Genomic DNA, 17497 nt, shown 5'->3' with positions numbered 1-17497 from the left:
CCCCCGCCTCATTGGTCTGCCGGGTCAGAACAGGAGTGTCGCCAGCCGGCGGCGGGCGCGGACGACCTCGGGAGCCCCGGCGCCGATGACGTCGAAGAGCTCAAGCAGGCGCAGGCGCGCCTTCTCACGCTCCTCGCCCGTGTGGCTGCGCACAGCCTCCAGGGCACGTCCCAGGGCGCCATCGATGTCCCCCAGGGCCAGGGCGGCATCGGCGCCCACGAGCGCGGCCTCGACGTCCTCAGGCGCGGCGTCGGCGGCGGCCAGCAGCGCCCGCGGGTCCTGGCCGTCCATGCGGGCGAGCACACGGACCTGGCTGCGCGCCACCTGGAGCGCCGTGTCGCCCGGGTTCTGGGCCACGGCGTGGTCGTAGACCTCGATGGCGGCTGCGTAGTCGCCGCGCTCGATCGCCTCGCGGGCGGCGCGCTCGACCTCCGTCTCCTCGGGCTCGGCGGGGTCCTGGTCGCCGTCGACGGCGACGCGCCCGCGCACACCGTTGGCGGCGGCGAGCTCGAGGAGCTGGTCGAGGATCTGGCGCAGCTGCTCAGCCGAGGCCGCCCCCTGGAACATGGGCACCGGCTGGCCCGCGAGCAGTGCCAGGACCGTGGGCACGGCGGTGACCTGCAGGGCCCGGGCGACCTCCGGGGCGGTGTCGGCGTCGAGGCGGGCGAGCTCGAAGCGCCCACCCATGTCGACGGCGAGGTCGGCGAGCTGGGCGGCGACGTCGGCCGACACCTGGGAGCGGGGCGTGTAGGCGACGACGACGACCGGCACCTCGGTGGAGGCCTGGGCGACGTCACGCAGGTTCTCGGCGGTGAGGTCAACGATGAGCGGTGCCGGGTAGAGCGTGGCCGCACCGTCCGTCCCCTGCGCCTCGGGCCTGGTGGTGGCGGGCTTCTGACGCTGTGCGAGGGCGGACAGGTCGACGGCTCCGAACATGCTCATCTGTGGTGGGTCCTTCCCGGGCGCGGTGGCCCGATGTGGTCTGGTTGTGCCTCGCGTCCAGGCGGGTCTAGGCGGGGGCCTGGGAGTCGTCGCGCTCGACTGAGGTGAGCACGAGGTCCGTGCCCAGGACGGTGCTGTGACCGCCGGTGGCGGCCGAGGGGATGGCAAAGGAGACCATGGCGTCGTAGTGGGCGACGACGACGCCGACGATCTCCGTGTTGTCACCGAGCATGCGCCCGACGTTGCCCCCGAGCCTGAGGGTGGAGCCAGCGACCGTCTTGCGGTACTCGGCGGTGAGGGTCAGGGCGGCGGTGAAGATGGCGCCACCGTCGGCGGTACGCAGCCCGCGCAGGCCGTCCTCGTGGGCGGCGGCGGTGACGGTGACGGTGCCCATGCCGGACAGGTCGGTGGCCCGCTCGGAGGCGATGCGCTGGCGCAGGGCGTCGTCGGCGAAGACGGCGGCGTTGTCCCCGTCGGGGTTGTTGAGGGCATCGAGGTAGGCCTCGACGACGGCGCTGGGCTGGTCCAGGAGCGCGGAGGCCGGCTCCCCCGCCTCAGGGTTGCCATCCGCGGTGACCTCGAGCGCGCCGACGGAGGCGCTGGGGGTCGCGGGAACCTCGACGTCGCCGAGCCTGGTCCAGGACCACAGCGTGTAGTCCTCACGGGCCGCGTCCTGGGTGAGGGTGAGGTAGTAGGTGGGCTCGCCGACGGCGGGCTGGGTGATGACGACGGCGGTGCGCGGGAAGTCACTGGTGAGTCCGACGACGCCGGCCTGCACCTCGGTGGTGAAGCGGTGGATGTGGGTGTCGTCCCCGGCGAGGGTGGCCAGGGCGTATTCCTTGGCGCGCACGCGCTCGGCGGGGCCCGTGAGGTAGCCGGCCAGGAGGGTCGCGTCCTTGGCCTCGTCCGCGGACCCCAGGCCCTTCTCGATGCGCTCGAGGACGGTGACCAGGCGCGAGGCGTCCAGGACGGGGTGCGCGGGCGCCGCGGTGGGCGGGGTGACGGCCGGCAGGCCCCGCGAGCAGGCGGTCAGGGCTGCTGCTGCCGCGGCGGCAACGGCACCGGTGATGAAGGTACGGCGGGTGCTCGTCATCGGTTGTCCTCCTCGTCGTGGCGGTCCGTGGGCTCCTCGGTGGGCTCGCCGGTGTCCTCGGCGGAGTCCGCCTCGGTGACGGCGAAGGCGGTGTCCTCCTCGAGCTCTCGGGCGCTGCGGTGGGCCGCGGTGGCCTGCGCGTCCAGTCCCGGCAGCACGGCCGAGCCCCGGGGGGCGCCGGCGTCCTGGGCGGCGCTGTCCGCCGGGGGCGCGGGCGCAGCGGCGATGCCATTGAGGGAGACGGCCCCGGTCCGCGGGTCGATCCACTCCTCACCGGCGGCCTCGGCACGCTCCTTGTCGCGCATCTCGCGGCGGGTCAGCGGGCGGTCGGGGTCACCGATGCGCGGCATGGTGATGGTCTGCACGGAGTCGGCGGAGGCGAGGCGGGCAGCGCGCTCGGCGGCACGGCGGCGGCGCTCCGCGTCGGCACGACGCACCTGCAGGTCGAACAGGAGGCCCCCGACGCCCGCGAGAATGAGCAGCCCGCCCAGGATGAGCCCCGGCACGAAGAAGGGCGTGGACACCGGGCGCAGCCAGGACAGGGTGAGCGTCGGGGCGGGGGCGGAGCCGTCGGTGGCGACCAGGACAACGAGGTCAGGGTCCGTGGCGTCCAGGTCGAGGCTGGCGCTGCCCCTGCCGGTGACGGCGCTCTGCCACAGGATCGAACCGGCGGGGTTGGCACCTGAGGCCGTCAGGGGCGTGCAGCCCGTGGCGGACGCCGTCGACTCCGCAGTTGCCGTCGACTCCGCAGTTGCCCCCGCGGACGCCGTCGACTCTGCAGTTACCTCCGCGGACGCCGTCGACTCCGGACTCGGCGAGGCGGTGGCGGCCTCAGTGGCGGTGCCCTCGGCCGGGCAGCGCTCGGTCACGCTCCGGGAGGCCAGGACGGTCGCGTCCGTCAGACCGGTGACGGAGACGTAGGGATCGTCGGCGAGCCAAGCACGCGCGTCAGCGGAGTAGGCAACGGCGATGAGCACGTTGTGCCCCTCGGACGTTGCCGTCACCGTCACGTCAGAGCCGAGGAGCCTGAGCACACCGGGCTCGACGAGCGCGTAGGGCTGGTCCGGCTCCTGGGCGAGGGACGCCGTCGCAGTGGCGCTGGGCCGCCAGATGGTGGCAGAGCAGACGGCGAGCACGATGACGACGAGGCCGAGGACGGCGACGACCGCGCTCACGATGCGTCGGTTCACGACGTGGACTCCTTGCTGTCGATGACAGGACGGGCCGACCGCACGACCGGCTCAGGCAAGCCCGGCACGCGGATCTGGACCCCCAGAATCCCACGGTCGCGGCGCTGGCGCAGTGCTCCAGGGCAATCTCACAGCAGCCTGCGCCCTCAGCGGACGGGCGGGCAGACGGCCCATATGGACCCCTGACGGGACTATGGCCCCGGGGACCCAAGGCCTGGGCGAGCACCACCGCCGTCGATATGATGACGCAGCCGCCTGCTCCCTCGTCGTGACGCCGACCCGTCGCTACGCTGGGCACTGACGGCCCAGCGCCGTCCCGACGCTGCACCACTGAGCACCACCGAGCTTCACTGAACATTACTGAGCATTTACTGACTGGAGGCACCACTATGTCCGAGGGGACCGAGGAGTTCGCGATCAGCATGCGCGGCTACGACCGCGCGCAGGTCGACCAGCGCATCGAGTCCCTCACCCGCAGCCTGGCCGAGGCGCGCCGTGAGGTCGGCAGCCTCGACCAGCGCGCACTGACGCTTGCGGGCGAGCTCGCCGAAGCGCAGCGACGTCTGCGGGAGGCGGACAAGCCCACCTACTCGGGGCTCGGCTCGCGCATCGAACAGCTGCTGCGCAGCGCCGAGGAGCAGTCGGCCTCCATCCTGTCCAAGGCGACCTCTGAGGCCGACGCCCTGGCGGCACGCGCCGCCGCCAACGCCAGCCGTGTGAGCGAGCGGGCCACGAGCGAGGCGGCGACACTCCTGGCGGACGCCCGTCGCGAGGCGGCCGAGCTGCGCTCGAACGCCGAGGCCGAGGCCTCCACCGTCCTGTCCAACGCCCGCTCCCGCGCGGACGAGCTCATCGGCTCGGCCGAGCGCCAGGCCGCCCAGGTGGCCGCAGACGCCACCTCCCAGGCGACGACGACGACCGCCGGCGCTGAGCGTGAGGCCGAGCTCCTGCTCGCCCAGGCCCGCAAGAGCGCCGCGGAGATCCGGGTCTCCTCCGAGCGCGAGGCCGCTCGGACCCGGGAGGAGGCCACGGCGGAGGCGGAATCGCTGCGGTCCTCGAGCACCTCCGAGGCCACGGGCCTGCTCGAGCGTGCCCGCGCCGAGGCGAGCACGCTGTTGGACAATGCCCGCACCGAGTCCGAGACCCTGCGCCGCCAGGCCCAGGACATGGCCGACGCCGCCCGCGCGGAGGCCACCGAACTGCGCCACCAGGCTTCCCTCGAGATCGCCGCCGCCCACGAGGCGGCCGCCACGGAGGACTCGCGCGCCCACGACGAGACCGCCGCCCGCGTGCGCGAGATGAACGAGGAGGCCAGGTCGCAGGCCGCTGAGGCTGAGGCCCGCCTGCAGGAGGCCGTTGACCGTGCCGAGTCCGTGCGCATGCAGACGGACGCGGCTGCCCGGGCGCGTCAGGAGGAGGCCGAGCAGCAGGCGGAGGAGCTGCTGCGTCAGGCCCGCACCGAGGCCGAGGCCTTGGTAGAGGATGCGCGTGTCAACGCGGAGGCCCGTATCGTCGCGGCGACCCGCCAGGTCGAAGAGCTCGAGCGCCAGCGCGACTCGGTGGCCGGCTACCTGGAGGAGATGCGCGGGGTCCTGGGCGCCGCCGGGGCCCAGGTGCAGGTCTACTCCGACGCCATCACCGAGGTCGCCGACGGCACCGAGCAGACGCAGGAGGCCGAGCAGACGGACTCCGAGGCTCCGGCGCCCGCGCAGCCGAAGAAGTGAGCCGGCCTCTGTCCGCCCCTTCTCTCGCCGACGCTCGGACGTAGGCTGACCCCATGCCGACCAGCGCCGACGAGCATCCGGACCCCTCCCCCGCGGGCTCCCCCGCCCCTGAGTCGGACTGGGCGACACAGCGGCGCGAGGCCGCGGCCGAGCGGGCCCGGATGCTGCGGGCGCGTGCGGATGCCGAGCACGCCCGCGCCGCCAGGATCGTGTCCCTCTTCGTTCAGGTGGCGCGTGAGCAGGGCCTGGAGGCCCGACCGCTCGCGGTGCAGGGCTACGGCGGGGGCACGGCACGCACCCCGCTGAAGGGCTGGTACCTGCGTGGGGACCGGACGGTGGCCATCGACGTCGACGGCCACTTCTACGTCCTGACAACGTCACTGAGTATGAGGCAGCGACTCCTGGGGACCATGCCGGTGGCTGAGCCGGTGCCGATGACCATCGGGGAGGGCGGGCGCGACGGCGACATCGTGCCGCTGCGCTTCGCACTCGAGCGCCTGCTGCCGGGGTGGGAGACCCTGTCCCCCGAGCCGCTGGCCTGAGAGGCGGGTGTCACCAGAGGCGACGCTCCCAGCAGGAGGTGTGCCAGTGGCGGCGCTCCTCCAGGCCGCGCTCGGCCCCAAAGAGGTGGTCATTGCTCCAGGCGACGACGTGGGGCGTGCCCGGAGGGATCTGCCGGTGGCAGGCGGGACAGGTGTAGGGCTTGTCGCTGCCGCGCAGGTGGCGGACGGTGAAACTGGCACCGCCGGGGCCGGTCTGGGTGCGGGGCAGTGAGGCGAGGCGGTTCATGTCCAGGGGGACGTGTGCGGCCCCGTAGGGCCGCTTCGAGCTGCGCCGTGCCATGCCCAGAGCCTATCCGCCCAGCCCAGGGCCCCTCACCCAGCCCCCTCACCCAGCACTGAGCCCTGAGCGTTCACCCTGGCGCCTGACCTTTCCGGTCAGGTCCCTACATGAGGGCTCAGGGCTCAGCGGGCGAGCAGGCTCAGGGCTCAGATGAGGCCCATCGAGGCGACGGCGTTCTTCTCGTCCAGGAGCTCGGCGGCAGAGGCGTCGATCCTTGCGCGGGAGAAGTCGTCGATCTCCAGGCCCTCGACGACCTTCCACTCACCGTTCTCGCAGGTGCAGGGGAAGGAGGAGATGATGCCCTCGGGGACGCCGTACTGGCCCTCGCTCATGATGGAGGAGGAGGTCCAGGAGTAGTCCTTGACGCCCAGGCACCAGTCGCGCACGTGGTCGATGGCGGCCGAGGCGGCGGAGGCGGCGGAGGAGGCGCCACGGGCCTCAATGATGGCGGCGCCGCGCTTGGCGACGGTCGGGATGAAGTCGTCCTCGACCCAGGCGCGGTCGGCAAGGATCTCCGGGATGGCCTGGCCCTTGACGGTGGCGTGGGTGAGGTCCGGGTACTGAGTGGTGGAGTGGTTGCCCCAGACGGTGACCTTGTCGAGCTCGGAGACGTGCGCACCGGTCTTGGCGGCCAGCTGGGCCAGGGCGCGGTTGTGGTCCAGGCGGGTCATCGCGGTGAAGCGGGAGGCCGGGATGTCCTTGGCGTGGGAGGCGGCGATGAGGGCGTTGGTGTTGGCGGGGTTGCCGACGACGAGAACCTTGATGTCCTCGGCGGCGCCGGCGTTGAGGGCCTCGCCCTGGGGGCCGAAGATGCCGCCGTTGGCGGAGAGCAGGTCTGCGCGCTCCATGCCGGCCTTGCGGGGCATCGAACCGACGAGGAAAGCGATGTTGGCGCCCTCGAAGGCCTTCTTCGGGTCGTCGAAGATGTCGATGGAGCCCAGCGTCGGGAAGGCGGAGTCGAAGAGCTCCATGGCGGTGCCCTCGGCGGCCTTGACGGCCGGCGGGATCTCCAGCAGACGCAGGTTGACGCGCTGGTCGGGACCGAGGAGGGCACCGGAGGCGATGCGGAACAGCAGGGCGTAACCGATGTTGCCGGCGGCACCGGTGATGGTGACGTTGACGGGGGCGTTGGCCATGAAGAGCTCCTTCTAGGACGTTGGCTCGGGCCGCAGGTGCCTGCAGCCGCTAGGACGAGCCTACGGCCCCCGGGCGCCGCGGCCCGGGCCGTTGGGCTCCCGTCGTGTTCACCCCTGGCGTCATCCAGGTCACACCGGCTCTCACCGGGTGACGCCAGCGAGCTCAGCTCACGGCGTTCGGACCCGCCGCGGCAGCGGAGGCGGCCAGGTCCTCCGGGGAGACCACACCGTCGACGCTCACGCGGTCGAGGTACTTCATGCCGTCGAAGGACAGCTCGCGGGCGTTCTCGACGTCGCCGTCGTTGTGGAAGGAGCCTCCGGCCATCTTGTCGACGACGATGGCGATGGCGCCGTCACCCGTGACGTTCGTGGCGGTGCCGAAGGAGTCCAGGGCGATGTAGGTGGCGATCATGAGCGCCACCTGGGCGTCGCTGAAGCCGAGCATCGAGGACAGCAGACCGGTGGCGGCCACGATGGCACCGCCGGGCACGCCCGGGGCGGCAACCATCGTGATGCCGAGCATGAAGACGAAGCCGATCCACTGGGAGGCGGAGACCGTCAGGTCCTGGGTCAGGACGATCGCGAAGGCGAAGGCGAAGATCTTCGAGGTGGAGCCGGCCAGGTGGATGGTGGCGCACAGCGGCACGGTGAAGGAGGCGACCGCGTTGGACACGCCGTTCTTCCTCGTCTGGGCGAGCGTCACCGGGATGGTGGCCGCGGAGGAGGAGGTGCCCAGGGCCGTGAGGTAGGCCGGCAGCATCGTCACCAGGGCCTTGAGGGGGTTGCGGCGGCCGATGGCGCCGGCGATGAGGTACTGGGTGCCGAGGATGACGACCTCGAGCAGGAGGACGACGACCACCACCCGCACGAGCGTGCGCATGATCGACCAGGCCTCGCCCGTGTAGGTGAGGTTGAGGAAGATGCCGAAGATGTGCAGCGGCAGCAGCGGGATGATGATCCTCTCGATGAGCGAGGTGATGATCGCGCGGAACTCGATGAAGCCCTTGCGCAGGACGCCGCGCGGCACCATCGCCAGGCCGATGCCGACGACGAAGCTGAGCAGCAGAGCGGTCATGACGCCGACGGCGGCGGGCATCTCGACGGTGAAGAAGCTCGTCAGGGCGCTGCCGGGCTCGGCGACCTCGGACAGGGAGTTGCCGCCCAGCAGGCGGGGGAAGACGCTCGCGCACACCAGGTAGGTGAGGAAGCCGGAGAAGAGCGTCGAGCCGTAGGCGATGGCCGCGGTGATGCCGAGCCACTTGCCTGCGCCACGGCCGAGGTCCGCGATGGCGGGGGTTACCAGACCGATGATGATGAGCGGGATGGAGAAGCTGAGGAACTGGCTGAACAGGCCGGAGAAGGTCGCGAAGACGCGCCCCACGGCCACGGGAACGAGGTGGTTGCCGCCGATCGTGATGCTGCCCAGGAGCAGGGCGAGGATGATCGCGGTCAGGACCCACGGGAGGATCCCGCCCTTGGCGAGGAACCTGCGCGGGTCGGCGGGGCTTTTCGTGGTCGCAGTGGACATGGCCGGCCTTCCGAGGGATGGGAGGATCCCGGGCGCGGGGGTGCATACCCGGTGCATTGGCAGCATGCCACACGTTCAGTTCCCACGCGGAGAAGTGTCACCCGTCGGTCACAGCACCCTGGGCAGCTCGACGTAGGAGCTCAGCAGGAAGAGCCCGAGCGCGAGCAGGAGCCCGAAAACAGCATCGAACACCCGCCCCCGGGCCGCGATCCACGTGCCGTCGGGACGCAGCACCCGCACCGCTGACAGGCCCAGGACGAGGCAGGCGAGCCACAGCACTGCCAGCCGGTGGTGCTGCGTGAGCGCCAGCACCGGCACCCCCGCGAGCGCGAGGGTGGTGGCCACAACGCTCAGCGTCGAGTACGGCTCACGGCGGGACTCCCCCCACCGCGGGTGCCGCCCCACGCCCGTCGGGGCGGTGCGCGCCTCCGGCTCCTCCTGACTCACAGGCGCATCGTAGCCATGCTGGCGCGCACCGTCCCGAACCCCGCCGCTCAGTGCGCGAAGTGACGGCTGCCCGTGAGATACATCGTGACGCCGGCGGCCCGCGCGGCGGCGATGACCTCCTCATCACGGATGGAGCCGCCGGGCTGGACGACGGCGGTGACGCCCGCGTCGATGAGCACCTGGAGGCCGTCCGCGAAGGGGAAGAAGGCGTCGGAGGCGGCCACGGCGCCACGAGCCCGCTCGGGCGCGTCGGCGCTCAGGACCGTGGAGGCGTCAGCGCCGCCGACGGCGCCCGTCTCCGCCTGAGGACCGGCCTCGGCCGCCGCGTCACCGGTCGAGCGCAGGCCCAGGGTGTTGGCACGCTCGACGGCGAGGCGGCAGGAGTCGACCCGGTTGACCTGGCCCATGCCCACGCCGACGGTGGCGCCGTCATGAGCGAGGAGGATTGCGTTCGAGCGCACCGCGCGCACCGAGCGCCAGGCGAAGCGCAGGTCCGCCAGGGTGGCGTCGTCGGCGGCCTGGCCGCTGACGAGCTGCCAGGTCGAGGGGTCGTCGTCGTGGGCCTGGTAGGTGTCGCGCTGCTGGACCACCGCACCGCCGGAGACGGCCTTGATCTCGTAGCCCTCGCGGGCCGGGGGCTCGACGAGCAGCAGGCGCAGGTTCTTCTTGGCGGACAGAATCGCCACGGCCTCGTCCTCGAAGGCGGGGGCGGCGACGACCTCGGTGAAGATGGGGGCGACCTGGCGGGCCATCGCGGCGGTGACGGTCGCGTTGGTGGCGATGACGCCGCCGTAGGCGGAGACGGGGTCGCAGCCGTGGGCCTTGCGGTGGGCCTCGGCGACGTCGCCGTCGGCGGAGACGGCAATGCCGCAGGGGTTGGCGTGCTTGATGACGGCGACCGCGACGTCGTCGCCGTGGTCGTAGGCGGCCCGCAGGGCGGCGTCGGTGTCCGTGTAGTTGTTGAAGCTCATGGCCTTGCCGTGCAGCTGGGTGGCGCGGGCGACCCCGCCGGTGGTGCCGGGCCGGGTGTAGACGGCGGCCGCCTGGTGCGGGTTCTCGCCGTAGCGCAGGGTCTCCAGGCGCTCCAGGCCCAGGCCGACGTAGGCGGGCGGGACGGGAGCCGCCTGCGGCTCGCCGGTCTCGATCTGCTGGGCGAACCAGGTGGCGACGGCGGCGTCGTAGGCGGCGGTGTGGGCGTAGGCCCTGGCGGCGAGCCGACGGCGATCGGCGAGCTGGAAGCCCCCGGCGGCGACCGCGGCGGCAACGGCCGGGTAGTCGGCCGGGTCGGTGACGACGGCGACGGCGGGGTGGTTCTTGGCGGCGGCGCGCACCATCGAGGGCCCACCGATGTCGATCTGCTCGACGCAGGCGTTGAAGGGGGCGCCGGAGGCGACGGTGTCGGTGAAGGGGTAGAGGTTGACGACAACGAGGTCGATGGGGGTGACCCCAAGCTCGTCGAGCCGGGTCATGTGCTCGCTCTTGCGGCGGTCGGCGAGGATGCCGGCGTGGATGCGCGGGTGCAGGGTCTTGACCCTGCCCTCGAGGCACTCGGGGAAGCCGGTGACCTCCTCGACGGGGGTGGCGGGCAGCCCGGCGGCGGCGATGGTGGCGGCGGTGGAGCCGGTGGAGAGGATCTCGACGCCGGCGCCAACCAGTGCGGTGGCGAGCTCGACGAGGCCGGTCTTGTCATAGACGGAGATGAGGGCCCGGCGCACGGGCACCTGCTCGGGGTCGGTCAGGGCCTCGGTCGGGACGGGGGTGGTGGGGACGGGCGTGCTCATACGCGCTCCTCGTGCGATCGGTCGGCCGGGGCGCCCAGGCGGGCGACGCCCCTGCTCATCCATCGTGCGGCCGCTCCCCGGTGGTGGCCCACCCTCGCCAGTCGCGGTCGGGCCCAGCCTAGCGCCGCGGTCCCCGGGCGGCTAACGCTCCCCGGCGGCCATCTGGCGCGCGAGGCGGCCCACGTGCTCGATGAGCTGGGGGGTCTCCGCGGCCTTGACGCGGGCAGTGAGGCTGGCCTCGTCGTCGTCGGACAGCACGGGCACCTCCACCTGGGCCACGTGCGCGCCGGTGTCGACGCCCTCGTCCACCCAGAACAGGGTGGCCCCGGTGCGCCGAGCCCCGGCGGCCAGGGCGTCGCGCACGGCGTGGGCGCCGGGGAAGGCCGGCAGGAGCGAGGGGTGGGTGTTGAGCACGCGCCCCTCGAAGCGGTCCAGGAAACCGGGGCCGAGCAGGCGCATGAAGCCGGCGCAGACGACGAGGTCGGGCCGGTGGGTGCCGACGGCCTCGGCGACGTCGAGGTCCCAGGCGGCGCGCACAGCCCGGTCGCGCCCGTTCGTCAGGGGGACGACGGCGACGGGCAGGCGGGCGGATCGGGCCAGGTCGGCGGCGGGGCACTCCGTGTCGGTGACGACGCCGACGACACGGGCCCCGTAGGCGGCCTCCTCACAGGCGGTCAGGAGGGCGGCGAGGTTGGAGCCGGTCCCCGAGACGAGGACGACGAGACGTGCGGGGGTGCTCATGAGGTCTCCGTGCTGTCATCCGTGGGGGTGCCGGGGCCGTCGTCGCCGGCGCGGCGCCCCACGCGCTCGATGCGCTCGGTGAGCGCCCGGGCCCGGGGGTGAACGAGCACGCTGCCGACGATGAGGCCGACGCCCGTCTCCACGGCCACGAGCAGGACCGTCGTCGCCCTGGCGGGCCCCACCACGGCCAGGCGCCCAGGCCCAATGGGACCGGAGGCCGCCAGGCAGGCGAACCAGGTCCCGGCAGTCAGGAGGACAGTGGCGCCGATCCCGGCGAGCGCCGACTGCCCAGGCTCCAGCCCGGCGAGCTCGTGGCGATTGCGCCAGGCGACCAACAGGGTCGCCAGGGTCAGCAGGAGGGGCACGTAGAGGCCGACGCTCGAGTTCTCGCCGCCCAGCGGGGAGGTGGGCAGGAGCCCAAGCACCGGCAGCGCCGGCACGGGGCCGGCGATGACGGCGTCGGGGGAGAACAGGCTCCCCTCCCCCACCCGGAATCCGGACCCGGCGAGCCAGGACAGGGCCCAGATGAGAGCGTCGGGCAGCCAGGCCGCCTGGAGCAGCAGCTGGCCGATGAACGCGATGACCCCTCCGCCGCTGAGTGCGTCGTGGAGCCGCGACATGCGCGGCGCGCCGCCCACGGCGGCCGCCATCACCAGCACGGCGGCGGCCAGCACGACGGCCAGGAGGGCCGTCGCGCGCGCCAGGTGCAGGGCCGGATCCACCCAGGCGGGGCGGCGCGCCCACCAGTCGGCCAGAGCCGCAGACCCGGTGCCACGCCGCTGGAGGTCGGCGACGGCGAGGAGTGCGACGAGGGCGGGCAGAAGGATCGCCGTCGGCCAGGTCCGGGACCCCGCGGGGGTGGCCAGGACCAGCAGGAGCGCGGTGACCAGGGCGCTGGATGCCACGGTGCAGACGGCCGAGGCCGGCCCGGCCAGCCGCGAGCGGCGCACGGCCGAGCGTGCCAGGAGGACGACGACGAGACTCAGGCCCAACAGCGGCAGTCCGAGGACGCCGTCGGGACTGCCCGCCTGGCCGTAGGAGCCGCCCAGCGACAGGCTCCACAGGGCCGTTGCCGTGCGCGCGGCACTGCCCATGGACAGTGCCGCGGCGGCGTCGTGGGAGGAGGTGGCGACGAAGACGGCGAGGGTGGGCACAACGGTGATGGCCCACCCTCCGAGGGCCGCCTCACACCCGGTGCGTATGGCAACGGGCCAGTCGCGGGGCAGGAGGGTGCGCGGCAGGGGGTGGTCGGTCCTCACTCCTCGACGTCGCTCCCGCCGTCGAGCTCGCGCAGCAGGTCCCGGGCGATCGCGGCCGTGGCCGAGGGGGTGCGCCCCACGCGCACGCCGACGGCCTCCAGGGCGGTCTTCTTCGCCTCAGCGGTGCCGGAGGAGCCGGAGACGATGGCGCCGGCGTGGCCCATCGTCCTGCCCTCGGGGGCGGTGAAGCCGGCCACGTAGGCGACGACCGGCTTGGTCATCGAGGAGGCGATGTAGGCCGCCGCCCGTTCCTCGGCGTCGCCGCCGATCTCACCGATCATGACAACCAGGCGGGTGTCCTCGTCGGCCTCGAAGGCCGCAAGCGCGTCGATGTGGGTGGTGCCGACCACCGGGTCACCGCCGATGCCGATGCAGGTGGTGAAGCCGATGTCGCCCAGCTCGTGCATGAGCTGGTAGGTCAGGGTGCCGGACTTGGACACCAGGCCCACGGGACCGGGGCCGGTGATGTCCGGCGGCGTGATGCCGACGTTGGAGCGTCCCGGGGAGATGATGCCGGGGCAGTTGGGGCCGATGACCCGGGTGCCGTGGGCGGCCGCGTAGGCGATGGCCCAGGTGGCGTCCGCGACGGGCACGCCCTCGGTGATGACGACGACGAGGCGCATTCCGGCGTCGACGGCCTCGGTGACGGCGCCGCGCACGTGGGCGGGGGGCACGAAGATGACGGAGACCTCGGCGCCGGTGGCGGTGCGGGCCTCGGCGACTGTGCCGTAGACGGGAACCTCGACGGTGCCGGCGGTGACGTCCGCGGCGCCGGGGCCCAGGGGCTCAACGTCGAAGGCGACGGTGGTTCCGGCCTTGCGGGGGTTGACCCCGGCGACGACGCGGGTGCCGGCGCTGAGCATGCGGCGGGTGTGGCGACGGCCCTCGGAGCCGGTCATGCCCTGGACGATGACGAGGTCGTCCTCGGTGAGGAAGATGCTCATGGCTCAGGCCTCCTGGGGGGTGTCGGTGCGGGGGGAGGTGGCCTCGTGCGCGAGGCGGGCGACGACGTCGGCGGCCCCGTCCATCGTGTCGACGACGTTGACGCCGGGCAGGGCGGCCTCGGCGAGCATGCGGCGCCCGTCCTCGGCGCGGTTGCCGTCCAGGCGGACGACGACGGGCTTGTCGAGTCCGCCCAGGCGCTCGACCGCGGCGATGATGCCGCCGGCGACGGTGTCGCAGGAGGTGATGCCGCCGAAGACGTTGACGAGGACGGCGCGCACCTGGGGGTCGGAGGCGACGAGCTCGAGGCCGGTGGCCATCGCCTCAGTGGAGGAGCCGCCTCCCAGGTCGAGGAAGTTGGCGGGGCGCACGCCGCCGTGGCGGGTGCCGGCTCCGGCGACGACGTCGAGGGTGGACATCACCAGGCCGGCGCCGTTGCCCAGCACGCCGACCTCGCCCTCCAGGCGCACGTAGTTGAGGCCGAGCTCGTGGGCGCGGGCCTCGAGGGGGTCGGTGCCCTCGTTCTCGTGCGCGTCGGGGATCGGCTCGTGACGGAAGGCGGAGTTGTCGTCGAGGGTGATCTTGGCGTCCAGGGCGAGGACCGTGCCGTCGGGGGTGACGGCGAGGGGGTTGATCTCGACGAGGGTGGCGTCCTCGGCCACGAGCGTCTGCCACAGCAGGAGGAGGACCTCGGCGACGCTCCCGGCCAGGGGCTCGGCGATTCCGGCGGCGGCGGTGATGCGGGCGGCGACCTCGGGCGTGACGCCCTCGATCGGGTCGATGCCGACGCGGGCCAGGGCCTCGGGGCGCTCCTTGGCCAGGGTCTCGATGTCCATGCCGCCCTCAGCGGAGCACAGGGCGAGCCAACGGCGCTCGGCCCTATCCAGCAGGAAGGAGGCGTAGAGCTCCTGGGCGATGTCGGCGCCCTCGGTGACGAGGACCCGGCGGACGATGTGGCCCTTGATGTCCAGTCCGAGGATCGCCTCGGCGGCCTCTCGGGCCTCGGCGGGGGTTCGGGCCAGGCGCACGCCGCCGGCCTTGCCGCGCCCACCGGTGCGGACCTGGGCCTTGACGACGAGAAGCGGGCATTGGGGGGTGAGCAGCCGCTGGGCGATCTCCTCAGCGGTCTGGGGGTCTGAGGCAACCTCTCCGTGGAGCACGGGCACGCCGTGACGTTGGAGGAGGCCCTTGGCCTGGTACTCGTGCAGGTCCATCGAGCGTCGGGTCCTTCCCGGTCGAGCCCGTCGTCGGGCGGTACGGCTCGCCTCGTGGCGAGCCGGGCTGGCCTGTTGAGAGTAGCGCGAGCGGCGGGCGCGCACCTGGCGAAATGCGGATCAATCACCTCGAGTTCAGGACTTAGGTCCGTCTCTGCCTCCCGGCTCGCGCACCGACGCGCCCGCGATTGCAGCGCTTCGCCGGGCGCGGAGCGGTCCCCGGCCCGATCACGTGACGCCCCTGTACCGAACGACCACAATGGTGTCCGGACCTGTCCCCTCACAGAAGGACGCCCGTATGAGCCCCGTCGCCCTCGAGCAGAACCCCTCCCCCGTCCTGACGCCTGACGGCGAGAAGGTACGTATCGGCGTGCTCACCTCCGGTGGTGACGCGCAGGGTATGAACGCGGCGGTGCGTGCCGTCGTGCGGGCCTCCCTGCGTATGGGCGCCCAGCCTTACGCGGTCATGGAGGGGTGGGCCGGCGCCGTCGCCGGCGGTGACGGGATCCGGCCCCTGGAGTGGGACTCGGTCAGCGCGGTCCTCCACCGCGGCGGCACGGTCATCGGCACGGCCCGCTCGGACGAGTTCCGCACGTGGGAGGGGCAGATGGACGCCGCGGAGCACCTGCTCGCCCACGGCATCGACCGCCTCGTCGTCATCGGTGGTGACGGCTCCCTCACCGGCACGGACGAGTTCCGCACGAACTGGCCGCGCCTGCTGGCCGACCTCGTCGCCGCGGGCCGCCTGGGCCAGGAGGTGGCCGACGCCCACCCGACGCTCATGGTCACCGGCATCGTCGGCTCCATCGACAACGACCTCGTGGGTGCGGACATGACCATCGGCACGGACTCCGCCCTGCACCGCATCCTCGACGCCATCGACGACATCTCCTCGACGGCGGCCTCCCACCAGCGCACCTTCATCGTCGAGGTCATGGGCCGCCACTGCGGCTACCTGGCCCTCATGAGCGCCGTCGCCGGCGGCTGTGACTACGTCCTCATCCCGGAGATGCCGCCCGCCGAGGGCTGGGAGGACGACATGTGCCTCAAGCTCGCCAAGGGCCGTGAGGCGGGGCGCCGCGAGTCCATGGTCATCGTGGCCGAGGGAGCGACCGACCGTGACGGCAACCGCATCACCGCCGACGACGTCAGCCGGGCCATCGAGGAGCGCACCGGCGAGACGCCGCGGGTGACGATCCTCGGCCACGTCCAGCGCGGTGGCCAGCCCTCGGCCTACGACCGGTGGATGTCCACGCTGCTGGGCTGCGCGGCGGCCCGTGAGGCCGTCCTGGCGACCCCCGAGTCCGAGCCGGTCATCATCGCCGAGCACCACAACCGCATCCACCGTCTGCCGATGATGGAGCAGGTGGCGGCCACCCGCGCGATCAAGGACCTGGTGAACTCGCGTGATTACGAGGCGGCCGTCCGCTCGCGCGGCGGCTCCTTCGCCGAGATGATCTCGATTTTCGAGACGATGTCGACCCCGCCGGTGCTCTCCCCCGCCGCCCTGGGCGAGCTCCACCACGAGTCGGAGGCACCCGCGGGTGGTGGTCCGGCCACCACCAAGCGCGTCGCCGTCGTCCACGCGGGCGGGCTGGCGCCGGGGATGAACACGGCGGCGCGTGCGGCCGTGCGCCTGGGGCTCGACCACGGGATGACGATGCTCGGCGTGCACGGCGGGTTCCCCGGGCTGCTGGATGGCAACGTCACGGAGCTGAGCTGGGACGACGTCGAGGGCTGGGTCGGCGACGGCGGCGCCGAGCTCGGCACGCGCCGTGAGGTGCCGCGCATCGAGCAGCTTTACGCGCTCGGGCGCGCCATCGAGTCCGCCCAGATCGACGCGCTGCTCGTCATCGGCGGTTACAACGCCTACCTCGCCTCCCACCTGCTCGTCACCGAGCGCGACCGCTACCCCGCGTTCAACATCCCGATCGTGTGCGTGCCGGCCAGTGTGGACAACAACCTGCCGGGCTCGGAGCTGAGCATCGGGGCGGACACGGCGCTCAACGCCTCGGTGCAGGCCCTGGACGCGATCAAGCTGTCCGCCGCCGCCTCGCACCGTTGTTTCGTCACTGAGACCATGGGGCGTCGCTGCGGCTACCTCACGCTCATGAGCGGCATTGCCACGGGCGCCGAGCGTGTCTACCTCAACGAGGACGGCATCACGCTTCAGCAGCTGGCTGCGGACTCCGAGCGGATGGTGGAGTCCTTCCGTTCGGGGCGCAAGCTCTATCTCGTGGTGCGCAACGAGAAGGCGAGCGAGAACTACACGACGGACGTGCTGGCGAAGATCTTCGCCGAGGAGGGTCGCGGGCTCTACGACGTGCGAGAGGCGATCATCGGTCACATCCAGCAGGGCGGTAACCCGACGGCCTTCGACCGCATCATGGCCACCAAGTTCGTTCACCACGCGCTCGGCCTGCTGGCAGCTGAGCTCAAGGCGGGGACCTGCGCGGCCTCCTATGTGGGGCTCCTGCGGGGTCGGCTCGCCAGCCACCCGCTGGCGCGGATGCACGAGGAGCTGGACCTGGACAAGCGCCGTCCGCTGTCGCAGTGGTGGATGAGCATGCGCGACGCCATCAGCCTGGTCAACGACAACGACGGTCCGATCCCGCCCGACGCCCTGCCGGCCTTCATCCCCGAGGCCGACTGAGCGG

The 17497-nt window shown here is 72.7% G+C and carries 15 protein-coding genes and 1 riboswitch; of the genes, 3 read left to right on the top strand and 12 right to left on the bottom strand.

What is annotated here, in order from left to right:
* Nucleotides 1-24 precede the first annotated feature (24 nt).
* From ID810_RS03270 to ID810_RS03260, 3 genes are all read right to left on the bottom strand, one after another.
* The gene (locus tag ID810_RS03270; protein ID WP_166855172.1) at nt 25-942 is read right to left on the bottom strand and encodes a tetratricopeptide repeat protein; all 918 of its coding nucleotides are present in this window, start codon (nt 940-942) and stop codon (nt 25-27) included.
* A 67-nt stretch (nt 943-1009) separates the two neighbouring features.
* On the bottom strand, nt 1010-2035 hold the full coding sequence (locus ID810_RS03265; protein WP_166855173.1) for a hypothetical protein: 1026 nt from the start codon (nt 2033-2035) through the stop codon (nt 1010-1012).
* On the bottom strand, nt 2032-3225 hold the full coding sequence (locus tag ID810_RS03260) for a hypothetical protein (RefSeq protein ID WP_166855174.1): 1194 nt from the start codon (nt 3223-3225) through the stop codon (nt 2032-2034). Before ID810_RS03260 ends, ID810_RS03265 begins: the two co-directional genes overlap by 4 nt.
* 389 nt (nt 3226-3614) lie before the next feature.
* On the opposite strand from ID810_RS03260, the gene ID810_RS03255 reads away from it, so the two are divergent.
* Together ID810_RS03255 and ID810_RS03250 are read left to right on the top strand one after the other, a co-directional pair.
* Entirely contained in the window at nt 3615-4949 is a 1335-nt protein-coding gene (locus ID810_RS03255; RefSeq protein ID WP_166855175.1) for a hypothetical protein, read from the top strand.
* 53 nt (nt 4950-5002) lie between these two features.
* Nucleotides 5003-5491: a hypothetical protein gene (locus ID810_RS03250; protein WP_166855176.1), complete on the top strand. Its 489-nt coding sequence runs from the start codon at nt 5003-5005 to the stop codon at nt 5489-5491.
* A 10-nt stretch (nt 5492-5501) separates the two neighbouring features.
* On the opposite strand, the gene ID810_RS03245 is transcribed toward ID810_RS03250, so the two are convergent.
* From ID810_RS03245 to sucC, 9 genes are all read right to left on the bottom strand, one after another.
* Complete coding sequence (locus tag ID810_RS03245; protein WP_166855177.1) at nt 5502-5792, bottom strand: hypothetical protein; 291 nt, start codon at nt 5790-5792, stop codon at nt 5502-5504.
* Between the two features lie 146 nt (nt 5793-5938).
* Nucleotides 5939-6928, bottom strand: a complete 990-nt coding sequence (locus ID810_RS03240; protein WP_166855178.1) for a malate dehydrogenase — start codon at nt 6926-6928, stop codon at nt 5939-5941.
* Between the two features lie 163 nt (nt 6929-7091).
* Nucleotides 7092-8456: a dicarboxylate/amino acid:cation symporter gene (locus tag ID810_RS03235; RefSeq protein ID WP_166855179.1), complete on the bottom strand. Its 1365-nt coding sequence runs from the start codon at nt 8454-8456 to the stop codon at nt 7092-7094.
* Nucleotides 8457-8564: 108 nt separating this feature from the next.
* Complete coding sequence (locus tag ID810_RS03230) at nt 8565-8903, bottom strand: DUF3017 domain-containing protein (protein WP_235931573.1); 339 nt, start codon at nt 8901-8903, stop codon at nt 8565-8567.
* 47 nt (nt 8904-8950) lie between these two features.
* Entirely contained in the window at nt 8951-10684 is a 1734-nt protein-coding gene (gene purH, locus ID810_RS03225) for a bifunctional phosphoribosylaminoimidazolecarboxamide formyltransferase/IMP cyclohydrolase (protein ID WP_166855180.1), read from the bottom strand.
* Between the two features lie 25 nt (nt 10685-10709).
* Nucleotides 10710-10799: riboswitch (ZMP/ZTP riboswitch) on the bottom strand.
* Nucleotides 10800-10825: 26 nt separating this feature from the next.
* On the bottom strand, nt 10826-11425 hold the full coding sequence (gene purN / locus ID810_RS03220; protein WP_166855181.1) for a phosphoribosylglycinamide formyltransferase: 600 nt from the start codon (nt 11423-11425) through the stop codon (nt 10826-10828).
* Nucleotides 11422-12684 (bottom strand): cell division protein PerM, encoded by a 1263-nt coding sequence (locus tag ID810_RS03215; protein WP_166855182.1) that lies wholly within the window; start codon nt 12682-12684, stop codon nt 11422-11424. The genes purN and ID810_RS03215 overlap by 4 nt, the downstream gene beginning before the upstream one ends.
* On the bottom strand, nt 12681-13628 hold the full coding sequence (gene sucD, locus ID810_RS03210) for a succinate--CoA ligase subunit alpha (protein ID WP_166855183.1): 948 nt from the start codon (nt 13626-13628) through the stop codon (nt 12681-12683). Before sucD ends, ID810_RS03215 begins: the two co-directional genes overlap by 4 nt.
* A 3-nt stretch (nt 13629-13631) precedes the next feature.
* On the bottom strand, nt 13632-14840 hold the full coding sequence (sucC, locus tag ID810_RS03205) for an ADP-forming succinate--CoA ligase subunit beta (RefSeq protein ID WP_166855184.1): 1209 nt from the start codon (nt 14838-14840) through the stop codon (nt 13632-13634).
* Nucleotides 14841-15138: 298 nt separating this feature from the next.
* Here sucC and ID810_RS03200 point away from each other — a divergent pair, with 298 nt between their 5' ends.
* Nucleotides 15139-17493: a 6-phosphofructokinase gene (locus tag ID810_RS03200; RefSeq protein ID WP_166855185.1), complete on the top strand. Its 2355-nt coding sequence runs from the start codon at nt 15139-15141 to the stop codon at nt 17491-17493.
* Nucleotides 17494-17497: the final 4 nt, after the last annotated feature.

It is taken from the genome of Actinomyces respiraculi (genome assembly GCF_014595995.2).
Classification (GTDB): Bacteria; Actinomycetota; Actinomycetes; order Actinomycetales; family Actinomycetaceae; genus Actinomyces; species Actinomyces respiraculi.
Note: the sequence above shows the minus strand (reverse complement) of the source record. Positions and strands in the feature narration are given on the sequence as shown.

Coding starts and splice junctions, on each gene's coding strand:
- ID810_RS03270 (WP_166855172.1), bottom strand. CDS start 942: ATGAGCATGTTCGGAGCCGTCGACCTGTCCGCCCTCGCACAGCGTCAG.
- ID810_RS03265 (WP_166855173.1), bottom strand. CDS start 2,035: ATGACGAGCACCCGCCGTACCTTCATCACCGGTGCCGTTGCCGCCGCG.
- ID810_RS03255 (WP_166855175.1), top strand. CDS start 3,615: ATGTCCGAGGGGACCGAGGAGTTCGCGATCAGCATGCGCGGCTACGAC.
- ID810_RS03250 (WP_166855176.1), top strand. CDS start 5,003: ATGCCGACCAGCGCCGACGAGCATCCGGACCCCTCCCCCGCGGGCTCC.
- ID810_RS03245 (WP_166855177.1), bottom strand. CDS start 5,792: ATGGCACGGCGCAGCTCGAAGCGGCCCTACGGGGCCGCACACGTCCCC.
- ID810_RS03240 (WP_166855178.1), bottom strand. CDS start 6,928: ATGGCCAACGCCCCCGTCAACGTCACCATCACCGGTGCCGCCGGCAAC.
- ID810_RS03235 (WP_166855179.1), bottom strand. CDS start 8,456: ATGTCCACTGCGACCACGAAAAGCCCCGCCGACCCGCGCAGGTTCCTC.
- purH (WP_166855180.1), bottom strand. CDS start 10,684: ATGAGCACGCCCGTCCCCACCACCCCCGTCCCGACCGAGGCCCTGACC.
- purN (WP_166855181.1), bottom strand. CDS start 11,425: ATGAGCACCCCCGCACGTCTCGTCGTCCTCGTCTCGGGGACCGGCTCC.
- sucD (WP_166855183.1), bottom strand. CDS start 13,628: ATGAGCATCTTCCTCACCGAGGACGACCTCGTCATCGTCCAGGGCATG.
- sucC (WP_166855184.1), bottom strand. CDS start 14,840: ATGGACCTGCACGAGTACCAGGCCAAGGGCCTCCTCCAACGTCACGGC.
- ID810_RS03200 (WP_166855185.1), top strand. CDS start 15,139: ATGAGCCCCGTCGCCCTCGAGCAGAACCCCTCCCCCGTCCTGACGCCT.